Genomic DNA, 16,503 nt, shown 5'->3' with positions numbered 1-16,503 from the left:
TGTAATTCATCAAGCCATCAAGAGCGCCCTACGGAACCTGTGACCGGAAGATTCCCCAGCAAGTGGAGCCCGGTACTCTTCACGAAAGCGTCATAGTCCATCGGTCGCTCGATACGGGTTTCAGCGTTGGGCAGTACGTAGGCCCAGGCACGCTTGGACGATGCGTCGTAAACCAGCTTGAACAGACGAGTCGGCACCCAGACCTTGTTGTCGCCGATGGTGGTGTGGCCTGAGTCAAAGAGCGGGCCGGTAAAGACAAAAACATTGCCATCGGCGCGCTTGGCAAATTTCCTGACATCCGCCTCGACCTTACTCCAGATCTTCCGGTTGTTGGTGGGGTCTTGCGGCACCATGTTCGACAGCGCAAAGGATTGAGCCATTGCATTGGGGTTCGGTGCATCGGCTGCCGGGGATTGATGGCCACGGTCCACGGCCGGGTGTTGGCTACGGTAGTCGCTCAACTCTGCCCGTCCACTCTTGGGAATGCGTGGGTCCGGGTAGAACTGGTTGGTGCGCTCCTCCCCTTTGGCATCCTGCAACTGGGCGGCATTAAGGCGTTCGACCACTACCAGCGGCGTCTTGCTGGTTTGCGAGTACAGCACCGCGAAGTTGTCAGAGCACAGGGCCAGGGGTTTCATGGTTGCAGGCACAGTGGCCATGTTGATCGGTTTGGCGGCCGGGAACAGATCTGCGCAGCCGTCGAACGATGCCTGTTTCTGTTTGTTTGAATAGAGTTCCAGGGCCGCGTTCTGGCTGATCGAGCCTGAGTGGGACGCTTGTTCCTGATGCTGGGTGGGCGGTTTGAGGAGGTCCAGCAGACTGCGGGCTTCTGCCCCGGTCGAGAGCAAAACAAGGGCCGACAGCCCAACTGCAATTTTGCGTAGGTGCATGCTTTTAATCTTCGAATTGGATTGAGGGGTAAACGTACGGCGAGTCCCGATTCACGGAACCAGGTGGAGGCGGTTGCTGATTATCTTGCGGCGAGCATGCTTTCACTGTCCTTGATCAAAATGCCGATACGGATCCGGTCGGCTCCGAGCAGTACGACCGCTGACGGTCGTGCGGGATTTATTGACCATGACAAGTCACTTTAGTGCTGAGCAGCGATTACATTCTACTGACTCAAATGAATCAGCAGCTCATGACCATTGGGCCTATCTAAGCGGGGTCCTTAACTGGCGCGAAGCGTTGCGCGTACTCCTTTGGACTCACCCCCATGCGTCGCACGAAGGCTTTTCTGAGTACGTCGACACTGTGATAGCCGCATCGGCGCGCAACCTCCTCCATCGACCGCCTTCCCAGTTCTATTTGCCGACAGGCCGCTTCGACCCGGATGTCCTCGACGTACTTCGCAGGCGTTGTCTTGAACTCCCTCTGAAACATGCGAATCAAGGTCCTCACACTGGTGGCGAGCCTGTCTGCCAGTATCTCGACTGTAAGCTCCGAATGTAGATGCTCACTGATCCATACACATAACTCATCCAGGTTCGAACCGGTCGCATGCTGCGACTGGAGTGCGACGCTGAACTGTGCCTGGCCGCCTGGACGTCGCAGAAACAGAACCAGATTCTTCGCGATCTCCAAAGCGATGTCGTCGCCCAGGTCTTCGCTGACCAACGCGAGCGCAAGATCGATTCCCGCCGAGATGCCTGCCGAGGTGTACAGGTTGCCGTCCTTGACCCAAATCGGGTCGGGATCCACCTGCACGTTGGGATAGCGATCAGCCAGGCTGCGCGCCATCCGCCAGTGGGTCGTTGCCTTTCGACCATCCAAAAGCCCTGTCTCGGCCAAGGCGAACGCGCCGACACAGATCGAACACACTCGCCTGACGCTCTCGGCTCGCGTGCGGATCCACTCGATGGCGGTCTGATCCAGCTGATCCATGGCTTTCCAGCCCGACGTCACGATCAAGGTGTCGATGGCCTTGTTTTCAAGACGCTCCTGTTCAAGCGTCTTGTGCGCCATGAGTGCGATGCCGGTGCTGCTCTCCAAGTGTTCATGGGCACCCGCGCAAACGAGTTCAAGGACGTAGGGAGCAGAGTCGCCGCGGTGCAGGTTGTTTGCATAGGCAAATACCTCTGCCGGGCCGATCACATCAAGCGAGTCCACGGGCGGCAAACCCAAAATCACCACTCTTTTTTGTGCCACGCCGACCAAGGAACGGTTTGATTTCGTCGTAATTCTCACAGTGATCTCCCGCATTGACCTGGCAGGAATATTGGCACAAATCATCTGAAAATAGTCAACTCTGCCAAGCACGCCTATTTAGAATGAACTGCAAGCCAACCTCATCCTCCGGGAGCAAACATGAGTACACCTGTGATCATCGGCGGCTTCAGCGCTCCAGACTCTGAACTCGCTCGCAAGGCCTCCTTCCTCGTCGAACGTGTTCACTCGACAGCGCTCCTGCACCATGTGCATCGCACGTGGTGGTTTGCCGAATTCCTCGGCCAGCAGCGAGGCCTGAAATACGACCGCGAGGCTGTCTATCTCGCCGCACTGCTGCACGACCTGGGTCTGACGCACGAATTTGCAGCCGACCAACGTTTTGAGGTCGACGGCGCCGACGCTGCCAGCCGTTTCCTCTTGGAAAACGGTTACCCGCAATCGAAAGCCGAACTCGTTTGGGACGCGATCGCACTTCACTCTAGCGCCGGCATCGCCGACCGCAAACAGCCAGAGATCGCCCTGATCTACATGGGCGCCCATGTCGACGTGATGGGATTACGGATGGAGGAAATCACGCCATCGCTGGTCGAGGATACGCTGGCCCTCTACCCCCGCATTGGAATGAAAGCCGCGTTTACCCAAGCGCTCGCTGAAGTGGCCAGGAAGAAACCTCACACGGCGATTGGTACCGGGCTCGGTGATGTCGGACGCCGTCACGTGCACGGGTTCGATTGCCCGAATGTGTGCGACCTGATTGATCACGCTCCTTTCGATAGCTGACGGCGATACGTGATATCGGCGCCAGCAATGTGTGTTCCTTAACTTTGGAGTATTCACCATGCAGCAACGTAAATACCTCGTCACCGGCGCTACGGGAAAAACCGGCGTCTACACCATTCGCCACCTTCTCAACGGAGGCCATGCGGTTCGGGCTTTTGTGCACCAGGAGGACGAGCGCAGCGCAGCGCTCCAGAGCGAGGGCGCCGAAATATTTGTGGGCGACCTCCTTGAACATGACGACATTGTTCGTGCGATGGAGGGGGTCACAGGCGCCTACCTGTGCTATCCCGTGCGCCCTGGCTACATTCAGGCGACTGCCTATTTTGCGGATGCCGCCCGGCGAGCCGGTGTCGAGGTCGTTGTGGAAATGTCGCAAATTTCTGCTCGGGAAGACTCTTTGAGTCATGCCGCGCGCGACCACTGGATCGCAGAACGGGTACTCGACTGGTCGGGCGTACCGACCGTGCACATCCGTCCGACGTTCTTTTCCGAGTGGCTGATCTTTCCGTGGGTGCTTGATCAGATCGTGAAGGAGAACAAGATCACGCTGCCATACGGCACCGGCCGACATGCACCCATCGCCGCTGAAGACCAGGCGCGGCTAATCGCCGCCGTTCTCACACAGCCGTCTGGCCACATCGGGAAAACCTATCCGCTGTACGGCCCTGTCGAGTTGAACCATCAAGAGATTGCCGACGAAATCAGCGGCATTGTAGGCCGCACCATCACCTACAACCCTTCGACCCTGGAACAGTATCGCCAGCATCTGGAGACCTACGATCTGCCGGAGTTTGTGATCCAGCACTTCCTGGCAGTCGCGGTCGATTACCAGAACGGAATCTTTAGCGGTGAGGACGGGGTTATCGGCGAAATCACCGGACAAGTGCCTCAAACAGTGGGTGACTTCGTACGCGCTAACCGGCAAGCGTTCGAAGTGTGATCACTATGGGCGTATGCACTTGGTCTTGAAGACATACGCATACGCCGCTTTTCACTTAGCATCCAATGATTGTCCATTCATTTCCAATGGAGTGCCTGATGAACCCCACAATAGAACTGTATGGTGCTCAAACCGGCAACAGTCTGAGGGCCGCGATAGCCTTGGAAGAAGCAGGTATCCCCTACACGGCACGGAGACTGAATCTGCAAGCCAATGAGCATCGTGACTTGGCGTACCTGGCGCTTAATCCGGCAGGAAAAGTCCCAACCCTGGTCGACCATACGTCGACACCGGCACTGGTCATCAACCAATCAAACGCAATCATTCAGTTCGCTGATGCCAAAGCTCCCGGCCGACTCGCACCAGCGCATCCTGGACCAGAGCGCGACAGGGTGTTTGATCGTTACTTCTTTTTCGTAACGGACGTAATCGGGCCGAGCCATGCGGCATTTTTCCTGCGCCAAGCAGGATGGACTGATGCGGCCACAGCCATCGATCTGCGCGTCATTGAACAACTTGTCTATGCAGAACGGTTTCTGACCGGCGACTTTATGGCCGGAGATCAGTTTTCCATGGCGGACATCTCTGCGTTCACCATTGCGTCATCAATGCGTGACCGGCTGGACTGGGCAGTGCTTTCACGCTTATCACGCTGGTTCGACGCGATCGAAGCCAGGCCCGCCGTACAGCGAGGATTGAAAGCGTTTCAAAATCACTAAGCGCCATTTTTTCAGCGGAAAACCGGGTGTCTTCAGCTCGTTGATACGTGACAGAGCGATCTGCAGATTGGGAAACCCAGGCTGAACGTCACACAGCAATCCAGGGTTACTCCTAGGCACATGGCGCCATACCCGTCCGCCGGTGTCCAATCCGGTAACCTCCTGCAAAACCCTCGGATCAAATAGAATCTCACCGCGCGCTCATCAGGATTTCAAGTGGGCGGTGGGTGCGGCCGCACCGTAACACCCCCAATAATGTCGGACGCTACCTCAGTTCTTGGAAAGCTTTTGCACGGCCACTAGCAAACAGCCCTGATGGGGAGTCAGGGGTATTCTTGCCTGGCATGCAAAACGGTCACGATCTCGATTCGATCCGTCACCCGGTAGACCACCAAGTAATTGGGGTGCACAACAATTTCCCGCGTACCGGGTACACGACCAAATCGATAAAGGTAGGGATGTTGCGGAAGGGCTGAGGTAGCAGCCTCAATGGCGTGGTACAGCTCGCTGGCCGCTACAAGGTGGCGGTCGCCAATATAATCAATGATTTGCCACAGTTCAGCCCGCGCTTCGGGCCGCCACTCAACCAGCATCGCGCTTATTGCGCTTGGCTTCGAGAAGGGATCGCATATCAGCCATTACCTGATCATGCGGGACATTCGGGCGTGGATCATCGAGCGACGCCTGCACTTTGGCACGGAACCAACGGTCGTAGCTGGCGGCCTGCTCTTCGGTTTCAAACTCTGAAACGATGGGGGAAAGTTCGGCGCTCATAGTGACCTCCGGGATCAATGCCTAGCAGTCTAATCGGTATGTGGCTCACTGTCGTGGGTGTCAAGATGAAGTGCACCCAGCCAAGCACCACGTGGCCCCATCTCTCTACCTGATGGGAGCAACCACACTAAACCTCTCGCTTGCGATAGCCAACCCCTAAAAAATGCCAGACGCCACCTCAATTTTTGAACGCTTTCATGCGTTTAACGTATGCGTTTAAAGACACTCGGTGTTACGTCATAAGCGGCTACAACACCTTGCGTCGTTGCCTACGCGTACGCCAGAATCCGCCGGCTTGTGCGACTTGGTACCGGGCTATATCGTTTGCTGGTCACTGCAAAACAGTGATCGGGTTTGGTAGCCCGGATATAAGGTATGCACAGCATCACCATTCGCGGCGTTTTTTTCGTCTCGGCATTATGGTGGTCTTGCGCAGGGCACCTTCGGGTGCGCCGGTTTCCTTATGTCCCGGTCTACCAACCTGCGTATGGCCACCACCCTTCGTTTGGTAGCGAGGTTGGTTGGCTCTTTATTCACGGCATAAGGAGTTTTAACTATGTTCAAGGTAACGCCCAACCCCCCGAATACCAGTCCATTACCCTACGACGCCTTTCTTGATCTTGACCCCAAGAAAATGAAAGAGGCGGCCGACCGCGCACTCAGCTTCTACCTCGACCCCGGGGCGTCGAAAACGCAGATACCGCCCTACAAGCCCAGCACCATTTTCACCATCGACGCAGCGGTGGATGACGAAACGTTGCTCGTCGAAGCCTGTGAATCGTTGGCATCAGCCAGCACCATGGTCAACGATCTCGCCGACATAACGGACGGCCCGCGACGGCAAACGATGCTGGTGCTGCAACGGATGATCATGTTGGGTGAGTTAGCGGTCAATCGAGTACTGGACAACCACAAGCTTGGGTAGTCGCCAGGCGGGTAGCGAGGGCGCTTGCGCCCTCGCTGTTTAGCAGCCTATCCAATGACGTGGTGGTCGGGCTATCAATCGGTGCCGTCGTCTCGGGTAATCCGCCAGCCCCTCCCCCTGATTGTCATCAAGCGATCGTAATCACTACTTTCCCAAATGCACCTTTGGCGAGATGCTCATAAGCTTCACGAGCCTTCTCGAACGGATAGACCTGATCGATAACAGGGCGAATTTTGTGCGTGTCTAGAAACACGTTCATCCGATCGAATGAAGAGCGCGGAGCTACGGCGATACCGCGAATGGTCGTCTGGCGGAAGATGAGTGGCATGAGATTCACTTGGGCAGTTTGCCCGGTCAAGAAGCCAATCTGCGCAATACGGCCTGCAGCCTTGGTAGCGGCAACAGATTGATTGATGCTGCTTCCACCGGCTACATCGAGCAGCAGATCGACGCCCTTGCCATCGGTCAGCTTGAGCACTTCATCTTCCCAGTTGGGGGTGGTTCGATAGTTGATCCCTGCAACGGCGCCCAGATTTTTCACCGTTTTCAAGTTGTCATCGCTGCTAGAGGTTGCAATCACCTTGGCGCCGAGGGCAGCAGCAATCTGCACGGCAAAAATCGATACCCCGCCGGTGCCTTGCACGAGCACGGTCTGCCCAGGCTCAATCTGTCCAAAGTCGACCAGCGAGTACCAGGCAGTGAGTGCGGCGATAGGCAAGGTTGCAGCCTCTTCGTCAGACATATTGTCCGGCGCACGCACCGCGCTATCCTCATGAATGATCATGTATTCAGCCAAACCGCCAGGCAGCGGTGAGCCGAAGCAGTAATCGGGCTCATGCGGCCCCGGTGCGCCATCCAGCCATCGAGAGTACAGGTGCGAATTGACGCGATCGCCAATCTTGAAGCGCGTTACACCGTCACCAACCGAAACCACTGTGCCCGCTGCATCACTGACAGGAATCAGTGGTTTCGGAACCCTGTGAGGTTCGTAAATGCCATCGACGATGGCCTTGTCGCGAAAGTTCAGGGAAACGGCTCCGACTTTCACCAACAGCTCACCGGACTTTGGTTGTGGGGTCGGTACTTCTCCCAGTTCAAGGTTATCAAGTCCGAAATCTTTCAGTAGCCAAGCCTTCATTTGCAGTTCTCCAAAGTGTGGGAGGAACAGTTCGATCAATTGATCTGCTGCACCCTGGCGCAATTGTTCAGCTTTGGCAGAACGCAATAAATGCGTGCAAAATGACATGATTGTTCTTTTCAGCGGCAACAATTGTCATGCCTGAGAGGCCAAATCCCGGCTCGCCAATACTGAATGAGGAAGGTCATGGAACTGCTTCAATCGATGCGTTTGTTTGCCAGGCTGGCCGAGCTGGGAAGCTTCACCAAAGCGGCGGAGTCGCTGCAAATCGGGCGTCCTCAAGTCACCCGATATATTCAGGAACTTGAGACTTCGTTGGGCGTTCGCTTGTTTCAGCGCACCACCCGCCAGGTGAAACTGACGGCGGAAGGCGAACGCTTTTACGACCGGGTAAAGGAAATTCTCGGGAGTATCTCGGAAGCGACTTCAATGTTTGACCGCTCTGGAACCACACTTGGGGGGCGGCTTCGCATCGACATTCCAAGCGCATTCGCACAGATTGAATTCATTGACCGTTTGAGAGAATTCACGAAGATTTATCCAGAGATCAACCTTGTGCTCGGCGTGACCGATCGTACGGTTGATCTAGTGGGCGAAGGGATAGATTGCGCTCTACGCATAGGTGAGCTGCCGGATTCCACCTTGATAGCCCGCCCGATCGGGATGGCAACAATGGTGACATGCGCTGCCCCCAAGTATCTGCACGAGCACAGCGAGCCAACCGAACTAGAGGATCTGGTTGACCATCGGGGCGTTACTTTCTTGTCCGGCCAAAACAACAGGACTCTCCCGTGGCACTTTTCGGTTGATGGCCAGGACAGAACCTATATCAGCCATGCCGGAATCGCCGTCACCGAATCAAATGCTTACGTCCAATGTGGTGTCGCAGGCTTCGGGATCCTTCAAGTACCGGGTATTGCAGTCGACCAATATTTGACTAACGGCGCCCTGGTGGAGATTTTGAAACCTTTCCGGCCTCAACCTCGTCCGGTGACGTTGCTGTATCCAAGCCGCACGCACCTGGCCCCACAGGTGGAAGTCTTTCTTGACTGGCTCCAGGAACACTTCCCGTTGCTTTACTCTGATTGGCTAGAGCGATAGACAACCGGCCATTCAATGTCCTCCTATGCAACGGGCGCCGGAAGCGGCCAAGTTGTTTGAGTATCTGAGCAGCGTGCATGGCTGACAGTGGCGTAAAGGTCCCTGTCCGAGCACCTGGGTTACAGGTGGTCAAATCATCAAAAAAACCACTGCCTCAAGTGTGCGTGGCACATGCGGCAGTGGCAAAAGCGCAGTAGTTACCTCAGATCTAATTTACGAGTGCGCACTACGACCGTACCCAGGCGACTTCGCGAAATTGTCCTCGACAGTTCCAGTGCCATCCAGATACCCATGCTTACGCAAATCAGGCATTAACAACGAAGCAATGAACGTCACGCACACCAATGCAGCTACGTAATAGAAGAAGTAACTTTCAATCCCCATCGACTTGAGCATCAATGCCACATACTCCGCGGTACCACCACACAATGCATTGCCGATCGCATAAGGCAGGCCAACGCCCAGTGCCCTGACCGAGGCCGGATAAAGATCTGCTTTAAGTACGCCAGTTACGGGCGTGTAGAAGGCAGCGACAAGGAGCCCTGACATAACAAGTGCAAAGGCCGCATACGGGCTCGATACAGTCTTTAACGTGGTTAAAATCGGCACAACCAACAATGTTGCCAAACCACCAAATATCATCATGCTTTTTTTCACGCCAATACGGTCTGCCAGCATGCCGAAAAATGGCTGGCAAATCATGAAGCACACCAAGGCAGACGTCATGATGAAACTGACCGTCCCCGCATCCATCCCCACTGACAGCACCAAGTATTTCTGCATATACGATGTGAACGTATAGTAGTACAGCGAACATCCCATGGTGATAGCCACCGTTAAAATGACGGCCCGCTTATGCTTTAACAATGCTCGAATAGACCCGGCCTCCTTACTCTTCATTTCTTTTACTGAAGCCGTTTCGGTCATGGATCGCCGTAGAAATACGACCACAATGGCGCTAATCGCTCCGATGAGAAATGGAATTCTCCAACCCCAGGCTTTCAAATCTTCGGGAAGCAATACGTGCTGAAGAACAGCAACTGTCAGCAGCGCAAGTAGCTGACCGGCAATAATTGTGGAGTATTGGAATGAACCGAAAAATGATCGACGCCCGGCAGTCGACATTTCACTGATGTAAGTGGCGCCTGTTCCGTACTCCGCGCCCACTGAAAGGCCCTGCATCAACCTGGCTATAACCAACAGGATGGGTGCCGCGACACCAATCGATTCATACGTTGGCATGATCGCGATCATCAATGACCCACCGCACATCATGAAAATCGAAATGATCATTGATATTTTTCGACCGCGCGTATCGGCAATATAACCAAATATCCAGCCACCAAGTGGGCGCATGAAAAAGCCCACGGCAAAAATCCCCGCCGTTGCTAACAGTTGACTGTTTTGATCTCCTGCCGGAAAAAACAGCGAAGCAAAATAGATAGACGTATAGGCATAGATAAAAAAATCATACCATTCAACCAAATTGCCCGAGCAAGCTCCGAGTATCGCTCGAACCCGTGTTTTATTGGTGATGGGAGGACATTTGACAGCACTGTTATCAGCATTACTTATTATTATCATTTCAATCTCCACGAGCGGAAATAATCTGTTGACGCACTTACGCGCCAAACCACCAGCCCAACAACAGTCCGTGCGAAGACAAAAGCCACTCGCACAGACTGCCTGCTTGATCATCTAATCAATTAACAAAACCATTTAGGATAAAGTCTATTTCAACTGAAACGGCAAACACCTTGATGTGACTTCATCGTGTATTTCTCACTGCAATGCAGACTCAAAAACTGGCGCGCGCCTGCATCGAAACTGCGCCGTCAGGCAAGCTGACCCATAACAGCAAGTCGTCACCTTCATGGACGGCATTTAATGTCAGCGTCGCACCCAGCAAGGCAGGACGAACACCTCGATAATTAAATAGTTTTACGGGTTTCCCCGAGATACGTTCGGCATAGCCTGCCAGCAGAGTCGCGTTCAGCGGACCATGTATTACTTGACTCGAGTAACGTTCAACCTCTCGACAGTAATCAGCGTCATAGTGAATACGATGACCATTGAAAGTCAGTGCTGAATAGCGAAACAACGTGGTTGAGGTAGGCAGCCATTCATAAGAATGAGTGGCTTGCGGCATCGCGGCGATAGGTTTGTTTGAGTCGACTGGAGTTGCCTCCTTGTAGACGATGTCGTGATGTTCAGAAATGGCAACTTCGCCGGCATGCAAAATTTCATGCAATACGGTGACAAACACCAGCTCGCCACTACGACCTTGTTTGTGCTCGATCGAAACAATACTGGAGCGTTTCTCGACGCTTCCATCCAGCGGCAACGCTTTCTTGAATTCAAGCTGTCCACCGGCCCACATACGATTCGGCAACGGCACCGGAGGCAAGAAGCCACCTCGCGCCGGGTGACCGTCACGCCCCAACTCTTGCGGCGCCAGCCCGTCAAGAAAATATAACCAGTGCCACAAGGGCGGCAATGGATGACCCGAGACCAAATCGCTTTGTGGGATGCCCAGCGTTGCAGCCATCAAACGCGCATGGCGTGAAGACAGGACATCGTGGTCGACATGGGTCTTGCCGATCCATTGGCGCAGGTGTTGAAGATCAATAGTGCTCATGCAGGGACCTCCTCTTGTTTGTTCTGTGCTGCTGTTGCCTGGAACTCTTCGCGCAAGCGATCACTGTGTTCGCCCAGGAGCGGAGCTTTTTCGAATCGTTGTTCGTCCCAAGGAGCGCGTACCGGAGGAGCAATCATCTCGACGTCTCCGGTCTCGACTGCCATCGGCCATTTACGAAGGCCCGGATGCTCTGCCATCTCGGCGACGGAGCGCACCTGACCAAAAGCGGTATTGGCCTGACCCAGTTTGTGAATCGCCTGTTCGGCGCTCAGGCTGGCGAAGGACGCACTGATAAGCGCATCCAGAGCGTCTCGGTTACGGACGCGTTCTGTGTTGGATGCAAAACGAGGATCAGTAGATGCACCAGTGCCTTCAAGGAACAGGTTAGAAAACTGCTGCCATTCGCGTTCGTTCTGGATGCTGATCACGATGTCTCGCTGATCGCCAGTGGTATAAGCGCCGTATGGAGCAATTGAGGGGTGGCGCAGACCCTGGCGTGTAGGAGCGCCATTGCCATAAATCTCGTGCAGGTAGGGAATTGTCATCCAGTCCGCAGCACCATCGAACAGCGAAACGGAAATCCCGGAGCCCTGCCCGGTTCGTTCTCGTAATTGCAACGCCGAAAGCACGCCAATCGCAGCATTCAAACCTGCCCCGATATCGCATATCGACACGCCGATGCGGCCATAGCCCTCAGGTGAACCGCTGATGCCGGCCAGACCGCTTTCGCATTGGACCAACAGGTCATACGCTTTCAAACCACTGGCGGGCCCCTCTGTACCGTAACCACTGATGTCGCAAGTGATCAATTGTGGATTCACTGTACGCAGCTCCGCACTGTCAAACCCTGCACGAGTAAGGGCTCCGGGCGCCAGGTTTTGCACGAATACATCAGCGCTGGCGATGATCCGTTTCAATAGCATCGCGTCGTCGGCATTCTTGAAATCCAGTACCAGCGATTCCTTGCCTCGATTGGTCCACAAAAAATACGAAGAGTGTCCTTTGGCAGCGTCGTCATATCCGCGGGCAAAGTCCCCTTCTGCTCGCTCTACCTTAATGACCCTTGCGCCCATTTCCGCCAAACGACAGGTACACAAAGGCGCCGCCAACGCCTGTTCGATGGAAACGACGGTAATGCCTTTTAAAGGTTTTGTAGTGGACATCAGGTACTCCCATTGACAGTTTGCATGCACAAGTATGGGCAAATCACGGTCAGGGGAGCAGCGAGCATTTACGAAGACAGCGTTTGTAAAATACAAACACTGCGAGACTTACGAAAGGTTAAATTAGACAAAACCATCATGGTTTCGCCGGAGACTAACGCAATGTTGTACGACTTGATCGACCTGAAGGTCTTCTTGGCCGTCGCCGAGGAAAGCAATCTGTCGCGCGGCGCCGAGCGCTGTAACCTCGCTCCCTCCTCAGTCAGTTTGCGCATAAAAGGGCTTGAAGCCAGCCTCGGGACACCCTTGCTGCTGCGTCAGGCCAGGGGCGTGGGGTTGACCCCGGCGGGTCATGTGCTGGTCGAACATGCAAGACGCTGCATGGCACAGCTGGAACAGATGACCTCTGACTTGCAACCGTTCGCCAATGGCTTGATCGGCCATGTGACCTTTTTTGCCAACAACAATGCCATCAGCTCATATTTGCCGGATGACCTGGCGCGCTTTTTCTCCAAGTACCCCAATGTCCGCATCACCCTTGAGGAGCGATTGAGCCATGACATTATTTCAGCCGTGTCCGCAGGCCGTGCCGACATCGGAGTGGTAGCCCTGGAGTCCGAGCATCCAGATCTGGAATTTCTGCCCTACCGGCAGGACCAGTTAGTCTTGTTAGCACCGCTAAACGGGCGATTCACCAACCAGCATTCGGTGAGCTTTACCGAATGCCTGGGGCTCCCATTCATCAGCCTTCAATCGGGCGCAGCACTGCATACCTTTTTGATGAGTCACGCCAGCGCCCTTGGCGGGCGATTAGATGTGCGCGTCCAGGTCTCCGGATTTCGGGCGATAGCTCGCCTGGTCTCATCGGGCGCCGGTATCGGCATCGCCCCACGCTCAGCGTTAGAGCCAGCAGACCTGGATCGTCTTCAGGTTATCGATCTTGTGGAGGGATGGGCCAAGCGTGATTTACGAGTGTGCGTACAGCGCAACCCGCGTGAAAAGAATGTGTTGCGAGATCACCTGATAGAGATTCTTTGTCAGCCGAGCACATAAAAACGCTTTGGGCGATTACAACTCAAAAGATTGGCCTGACCGGGCTAATACGCGTCGAGCGTTACGAGCGACCGCCTCATCGACCATGACACCGTTCACCTGCCCGACACCCCGTTGGTTTTCGATCAGAACGGCCCGTGCCTCATCGATTTCATCGGAGGTCGGTGTAAACGCGAGATTGATTGCCGCCACCTGACTCGGGTGGATCGCCGCTTTACCGGCAAACCCCATGTCGGCAGCCTGGAGCGCTGCCCGCTCAAGCCCGGACAAGTCGCGAATATCGAAAAAAGGAGAATCGATAGCAGCGATAGCCGCTGTCGCGCACGCGCTCACAAGCGATACACGTGCGAACGTGAGATTCGCTGCAAAGGGTCCACAGCCTAGATCCGCCGCCAGATCCGCCGCCCCGAACATGAGTGCGGCGAGCCGGGGCGTTGCATGAGCGATGTCTGATACCGCCTTGAGTCCGACCGCACTTTCGATCAAGCCGATCAACTTGGTGTTGAGTCCCTTTTCGCTGAGCAGACGGTCCACTATCTGCAAATGTGCAGCAGATTCGGTTTTTGGAAGCAACAGAAATTCAGGCTGAACCGGACTTGCCAACAGTTCAAGCACGTCACTAAGCCCCGTAGACGTATCCAGCCCGTTGATACGAATAATGCAAGGGAACGGCGTTTCTTTGGCCGCATTGAGTGTGGTGAACGCAGTAGCACGAGCACTTTTTTTGTCTTTAGGCGCTATCGCGTCTTCCAGATCAATGATCAAAAGATCGGCGCCCACCTCCTCGGCTTTGGCGAAACGTTCAGGGTGTGTTGCCGGCGTGAAAAGAGCACTGCGCAAACGTACGGACATTTTCTACTCCAGAGGTGGTGAGGTGCGGCAAGGCCTGCGGTGGTCCTTGCCGGCGTGAACCACCATAGCTAGACGAATCCCAATGGACTATTGTATGGAGCTGTTGATCTTCATATGTTTTACAAATACCTATGGCGCTACTACCTATGGAACTACGTCACATCCGCTACTTTCTAGCCGTCGCTCAAGAGCAGAATTTCACCCGCGCGGCTCAGAAAATCGGCATCGGACAACCTCCATTGAGCTTGCAGATCCGCGACCTGGAGCGTGAGGTGGGCACCCGGTTATTTCACCGAATCCCGCAAGGCGCAGAATTGACTGCGGCTGGGCAGGCGTTTCATGACCTGGTTCGAAACATACCGGCTCAGGTAGAGCGAGCAACGCATGCGGCTCAACGAGCCGCTCGGGGCGAGTTGGGGGCGCTGCGCATAGGTTTCACTGCATCCGCAAGTTTCAATCCGGTCGTGGCTACCGCGATTCGCAATTTTCGGCGGGCATACCCGGATGTCGATTTGACCCTGGAGGAAAGCAATACCATTCGATTAATGGCAGGCCTTAAGGAAGGTGACCTGGACGCGGTTTTTATTCGCCCGGGAATAGCTGAAGCTGATCATTTGACGATGCGAACTCTCTCGGAGGAACCGTTGCTCGCGGTTCTGCCAAAAGATCATGTGGCTGCACGCCAGAAAAAATTGAGCCTGAAAGATCTCAGCCAGGACCCTTTCATTCTCTATCCCAGAGAAGTAGGACCTACCTTGTTCGACACCGTTATCGCTGCTTGCCGCGATGCGGGCTTTGATCCGATTCTGGGACAAAGCGCTCCACAACTTGCCTCTGTCGTACATTTGGTAGCGGCAGAACTGGGTGTTTCGCTTGTACCGGCTTCGATGCAGCAAGTGCATGCAGCAGGGGTGGTTTTCAAAGAGATAAATGATGTATCACCTATCGCCCGGCTTACACTCGCCTGGCGTCGCAGTGACAACTCGATGTTCCTGCAGAACTTTATAAATTGTGCAGTCAGTTAACCACACGCTCTGCGTCGCTATGGGAGCCGACTGCTTTCGAAAGCGGTCATTGTGAAGGGCAAAAAACCATCATGAAGTGATCAGTTGTTTCACACCAACCGAATGAGCAAAAACACCAACAGCACATTCAATACGGCCAACGACGTCAGGCCCGCCAGCACACCGCCAGCGCCCCAGGTCTGCAGCAGGTAACCGCCCGCAAGGGGTGTCAAGGCCTGGCCAATGAGCGAAGGCCGAGCCATGCGCCCCATCAGCAAAACATAATGGGTGGGCGACATCAGGGCCAGTGGCAGCAGGCCTCGAACGATCGCCCGCAAACCATTACCCGCGCCGTAGACCACCAGCCCCAGCGCGGTCATTGCCGGCGCGATGGTCACCAGCAACAGACCGATTGCCACGAATACCACGGAGATCAATGTCGTCCAGATCGGGTGTCGCTTTCGCGAAAACACTTGCAGAACGCGCGAGCCTACCTGGCTCGGCCCCAGCAAGGCGCTCAACCCGATGGCGGCGGCAAGTGAGTAGCCCTGCCCCTGCAACAATGAAATCAGCTGGACCGACATCGCCGTCATGATCACTGCACCCAACGCAAAAATCAGCGTGAGCAACAGGTAGATCCGCCGGTCGATTGAGAGGTTTTCATCACTCATTGCATGGCTTTTTGCGAGTGGCCCCGCGCCACGCGCCAGCACCCAGAGATAAAGCGGTGCCACGGCAATGACCAATATCACCCCATAAGCCACGCACGTCGTGCGCCAGCCAACGTGTTCGATGACCAGCGCAACCGCAGGCCATGACAGCGTTGTCGCAAACCCTGAAATAAGCGTGATCCCGGTAATCGCACTGCCCGCCCGCTCCCCGTACAGAGACCCTAAGGCGGCGAACAGTGCTTCATACAGCCCCAGCGCCATACCGACGCCAATCACTGCCCAAGACAAAAGAAACATCGGCAACGAGGTCGAACTCGCCATCAGAAACAACCCGATGGCGACGCCCAGGCCGCTACTGGCCAGGATGGGGCGGCCGCCGTAGCGGGCGATAAGCCGGCTAGTCAATGGCGCCAGCAACGCGGAAACCAGAATGCTCAGCGACAGCGCGCCATACACCCATTGGCTGGCCCAACCGGTCTCTCTCATGATCGGATCGGCCATGACGGCCATCAGGAAGAACGAACCTCCCCAGACCAGAACTTGCAGCATCCCCAATATAAAAATGCCGAATACGCC

Annotated in this window: 17 protein-coding genes; 7 read left to right on the top strand and 10 right to left on the bottom strand. The window is 55.1% G+C overall.

What is annotated here, in order from left to right; all coding sequences use genetic code 11:
- Nucleotides 1-17: 17 nt before the first annotated feature.
- Nucleotides 18-890 carry a DNA/RNA non-specific endonuclease gene (locus tag PMI27_RS24450; RefSeq protein ID WP_008157267.1) on the bottom strand — a complete coding sequence of 291 codons (873 nt, stop codon included), beginning with the start codon at nt 888-890 and terminating at the stop codon, nt 18-20.
- A gap of 268 nt (nt 891-1,158) precedes the next feature.
- Nucleotides 1,159-2,202, bottom strand: coding sequence for a DJ-1/PfpI family protein (locus PMI27_RS24455; RefSeq protein ID WP_033053259.1), 1,044 nt, complete (start codon nt 2,200-2,202; stop codon nt 1,159-1,161).
- A gap of 105 nt (nt 2,203-2,307) precedes the next feature.
- Here PMI27_RS24455 and PMI27_RS24460 point away from each other — a divergent pair, with 105 nt between their 5' ends.
- From PMI27_RS24460 to PMI27_RS24470, 3 genes are all read left to right on the top strand, one after another.
- Complete coding sequence (locus PMI27_RS24460; RefSeq protein ID WP_008157271.1) at nt 2,308-2,949, top strand: HD domain-containing protein; 642 nt, start codon at nt 2,308-2,310, stop codon at nt 2,947-2,949.
- A 58-nt stretch (nt 2,950-3,007) separates the two neighbouring features.
- Nucleotides 3,008-3,889, top strand: a complete 882-nt coding sequence (locus tag PMI27_RS24465; RefSeq protein WP_008157273.1) for an NmrA family NAD(P)-binding protein — start codon at nt 3,008-3,010, stop codon at nt 3,887-3,889.
- 98 nt (nt 3,890-3,987) lie between these two features.
- Nucleotides 3,988-4,608, top strand: a complete 621-nt coding sequence (locus PMI27_RS24470; RefSeq protein ID WP_008157274.1) for a glutathione S-transferase family protein — start codon at nt 3,988-3,990, stop codon at nt 4,606-4,608.
- A 323-nt stretch (nt 4,609-4,931) separates the two neighbouring features.
- Here the strand turns inward: PMI27_RS24470 and PMI27_RS24475 are convergent, their stop codons facing one another.
- Entirely contained in the window at nt 4,932-5,201 is a 270-nt protein-coding gene (locus PMI27_RS24475) for a type II toxin-antitoxin system RelE/ParE family toxin (RefSeq protein WP_008157277.1), read from the bottom strand.
- On the bottom strand, nt 5,191-5,382 hold the full coding sequence (gene relB / locus PMI27_RS24480) for a type II toxin-antitoxin system RelB family antitoxin (RefSeq protein ID WP_007902309.1): 192 nt from the start codon (nt 5,380-5,382) through the stop codon (nt 5,191-5,193). Before relB ends, PMI27_RS24475 begins: the two co-directional genes overlap by 11 nt.
- A 556-nt stretch (nt 5,383-5,938) precedes the next feature.
- On the opposite strand from relB, the gene PMI27_RS24485 reads away from it, so the two are divergent.
- Nucleotides 5,939-6,307, top strand: coding sequence for a DUF6124 family protein (locus PMI27_RS24485; protein WP_024164531.1), 369 nt, complete (start codon nt 5,939-5,941; stop codon nt 6,305-6,307).
- A 127-nt stretch (nt 6,308-6,434) separates the two neighbouring features.
- Here the strand turns inward: PMI27_RS24485 and PMI27_RS24490 are convergent, their stop codons facing one another.
- A complete protein-coding gene (locus PMI27_RS24490; RefSeq protein ID WP_008146588.1) occupies nt 6,435-7,445 on the bottom strand; it encodes a zinc-dependent alcohol dehydrogenase family protein in 1,011 nt (336 codons plus the stop codon).
- Between the two features lie 186 nt (nt 7,446-7,631).
- Between PMI27_RS24490 and PMI27_RS24495 the strand changes: the two genes are divergently transcribed.
- Nucleotides 7,632-8,546, top strand: coding sequence for a LysR family transcriptional regulator (locus PMI27_RS24495; protein WP_008146590.1), 915 nt, complete (start codon nt 7,632-7,634; stop codon nt 8,544-8,546).
- A 213-nt stretch (nt 8,547-8,759) separates the two neighbouring features.
- On the opposite strand, the gene PMI27_RS24500 is transcribed toward PMI27_RS24495, so the two are convergent.
- The 3 genes from PMI27_RS24500 to PMI27_RS24510 all read right to left on the bottom strand — a co-directional run bounded on the left by PMI27_RS24500 (nt 8,760) and on the right by PMI27_RS24510 (nt 12,347).
- The gene (locus PMI27_RS24500; protein ID WP_008146593.1) at nt 8,760-10,130 is read right to left on the bottom strand and encodes an MFS family transporter; all 1,371 of its coding nucleotides are present in this window, start codon (nt 10,128-10,130) and stop codon (nt 8,760-8,762) included.
- A gap of 214 nt (nt 10,131-10,344) precedes the next feature.
- Nucleotides 10,345-11,184, bottom strand: coding sequence for an FAS1-like dehydratase domain-containing protein (locus PMI27_RS24505; protein ID WP_008146595.1), 840 nt, complete (start codon nt 11,182-11,184; stop codon nt 10,345-10,347).
- Nucleotides 11,181-12,347 carry a CaiB/BaiF CoA transferase family protein gene (locus PMI27_RS24510; RefSeq protein ID WP_008146597.1) on the bottom strand — a complete coding sequence of 389 codons (1,167 nt, stop codon included), beginning with the start codon at nt 12,345-12,347 and terminating at the stop codon, nt 11,181-11,183. Before PMI27_RS24510 ends, PMI27_RS24505 begins: the two co-directional genes overlap by 4 nt.
- A 162-nt stretch (nt 12,348-12,509) precedes the next feature.
- Here PMI27_RS24510 and PMI27_RS24515 point away from each other — a divergent pair, with 162 nt between their 5' ends.
- Complete coding sequence (locus PMI27_RS24515) at nt 12,510-13,400, top strand: LysR substrate-binding domain-containing protein (protein ID WP_008146599.1); 891 nt, start codon at nt 12,510-12,512, stop codon at nt 13,398-13,400.
- A 15-nt stretch (nt 13,401-13,415) separates the two neighbouring features.
- Here the strand turns inward: PMI27_RS24515 and ripC are convergent, their stop codons facing one another.
- Nucleotides 13,416-14,252 carry an itaconate degradation C-C-lyase RipC gene (gene ripC, locus PMI27_RS24520; RefSeq protein ID WP_008146601.1) on the bottom strand — a complete coding sequence of 279 codons (837 nt, stop codon included), beginning with the start codon at nt 14,250-14,252 and terminating at the stop codon, nt 13,416-13,418.
- A 146-nt stretch (nt 14,253-14,398) separates the two neighbouring features.
- On the opposite strand from ripC, the gene PMI27_RS24525 reads away from it, so the two are divergent.
- Nucleotides 14,399-15,277: a LysR family transcriptional regulator gene (locus PMI27_RS24525; protein ID WP_008146603.1), complete on the top strand. Its 879-nt coding sequence runs from the start codon at nt 14,399-14,401 to the stop codon at nt 15,275-15,277.
- Between the two features lie 89 nt (nt 15,278-15,366).
- Here the strand turns inward: PMI27_RS24525 and PMI27_RS24530 are convergent, their stop codons facing one another.
- Nucleotides 15,367-16,476, bottom strand: a complete 1,110-nt coding sequence (locus PMI27_RS24530; RefSeq protein WP_008146605.1) for an MFS transporter — start codon at nt 16,474-16,476, stop codon at nt 15,367-15,369.
- Nucleotides 16,477-16,503: the final 27 nt, after the last annotated feature.

It is taken from the genome of Pseudomonas sp. GM41(2012), from assembly GCF_000282315.2.
Classification (GTDB): Bacteria; Pseudomonadota; Gammaproteobacteria; order Pseudomonadales; family Pseudomonadaceae; genus Aquipseudomonas.
Note: the sequence above shows the minus strand (reverse complement) of the source record. Positions and strands in the feature narration are given on the sequence as shown.

Coding starts and splice junctions, on each gene's coding strand:
- PMI27_RS24495 (WP_008146590.1), top strand. CDS start 7,632: ATGGAACTGCTTCAATCGATGCGTTTGTTTGCCAGGCTGGCCGAGCTG.
- PMI27_RS24505 (WP_008146595.1), bottom strand. CDS start 11,184: ATGAGCACTATTGATCTTCAACACCTGCGCCAATGGATCGGCAAGACC.
- relB (WP_007902309.1), bottom strand. CDS start 5,382: ATGAGCGCCGAACTTTCCCCCATCGTTTCAGAGTTTGAAACCGAAGAG.
- PMI27_RS24515 (WP_008146599.1), top strand. CDS start 12,510: ATGTTGTACGACTTGATCGACCTGAAGGTCTTCTTGGCCGTCGCCGAG.
- PMI27_RS24485 (WP_024164531.1), top strand. CDS start 5,939: ATGTTCAAGGTAACGCCCAACCCCCCGAATACCAGTCCATTACCCTAC.
- PMI27_RS24470 (WP_008157274.1), top strand. CDS start 3,988: ATGAACCCCACAATAGAACTGTATGGTGCTCAAACCGGCAACAGTCTG.
- PMI27_RS24490 (WP_008146588.1), bottom strand. CDS start 7,445: ATGAAGGCTTGGCTACTGAAAGATTTCGGACTTGATAACCTTGAACTG.
- PMI27_RS24460 (WP_008157271.1), top strand. CDS start 2,308: ATGAGTACACCTGTGATCATCGGCGGCTTCAGCGCTCCAGACTCTGAA.
- PMI27_RS24450 (WP_008157267.1), bottom strand. CDS start 890: ATGCACCTACGCAAAATTGCAGTTGGGCTGTCGGCCCTTGTTTTGCTC.
- PMI27_RS24465 (WP_008157273.1), top strand. CDS start 3,008: ATGCAGCAACGTAAATACCTCGTCACCGGCGCTACGGGAAAAACCGGC.
- PMI27_RS24525 (WP_008146603.1), top strand. CDS start 14,399: ATGGAACTACGTCACATCCGCTACTTTCTAGCCGTCGCTCAAGAGCAG.
- PMI27_RS24530 (WP_008146605.1), bottom strand. CDS start 16,476: ATGCTGCAAGTTCTGGTCTGGGGAGGTTCGTTCTTCCTGATGGCCGTC.
- PMI27_RS24510 (WP_008146597.1), bottom strand. CDS start 12,347: ATGTCCACTACAAAACCTTTAAAAGGCATTACCGTCGTTTCCATCGAA.
- PMI27_RS24455 (WP_033053259.1), bottom strand. CDS start 2,202: ATGCGGGAGATCACTGTGAGAATTACGACGAAATCAAACCGTTCCTTG.
- PMI27_RS24475 (WP_008157277.1), bottom strand. CDS start 5,201: ATGCTGGTTGAGTGGCGGCCCGAAGCGCGGGCTGAACTGTGGCAAATC.
- PMI27_RS24500 (WP_008146593.1), bottom strand. CDS start 10,130: ATGATAATAATAAGTAATGCTGATAACAGTGCTGTCAAATGTCCTCCC.
- ripC (WP_008146601.1), bottom strand. CDS start 14,252: ATGTCCGTACGTTTGCGCAGTGCTCTTTTCACGCCGGCAACACACCCT.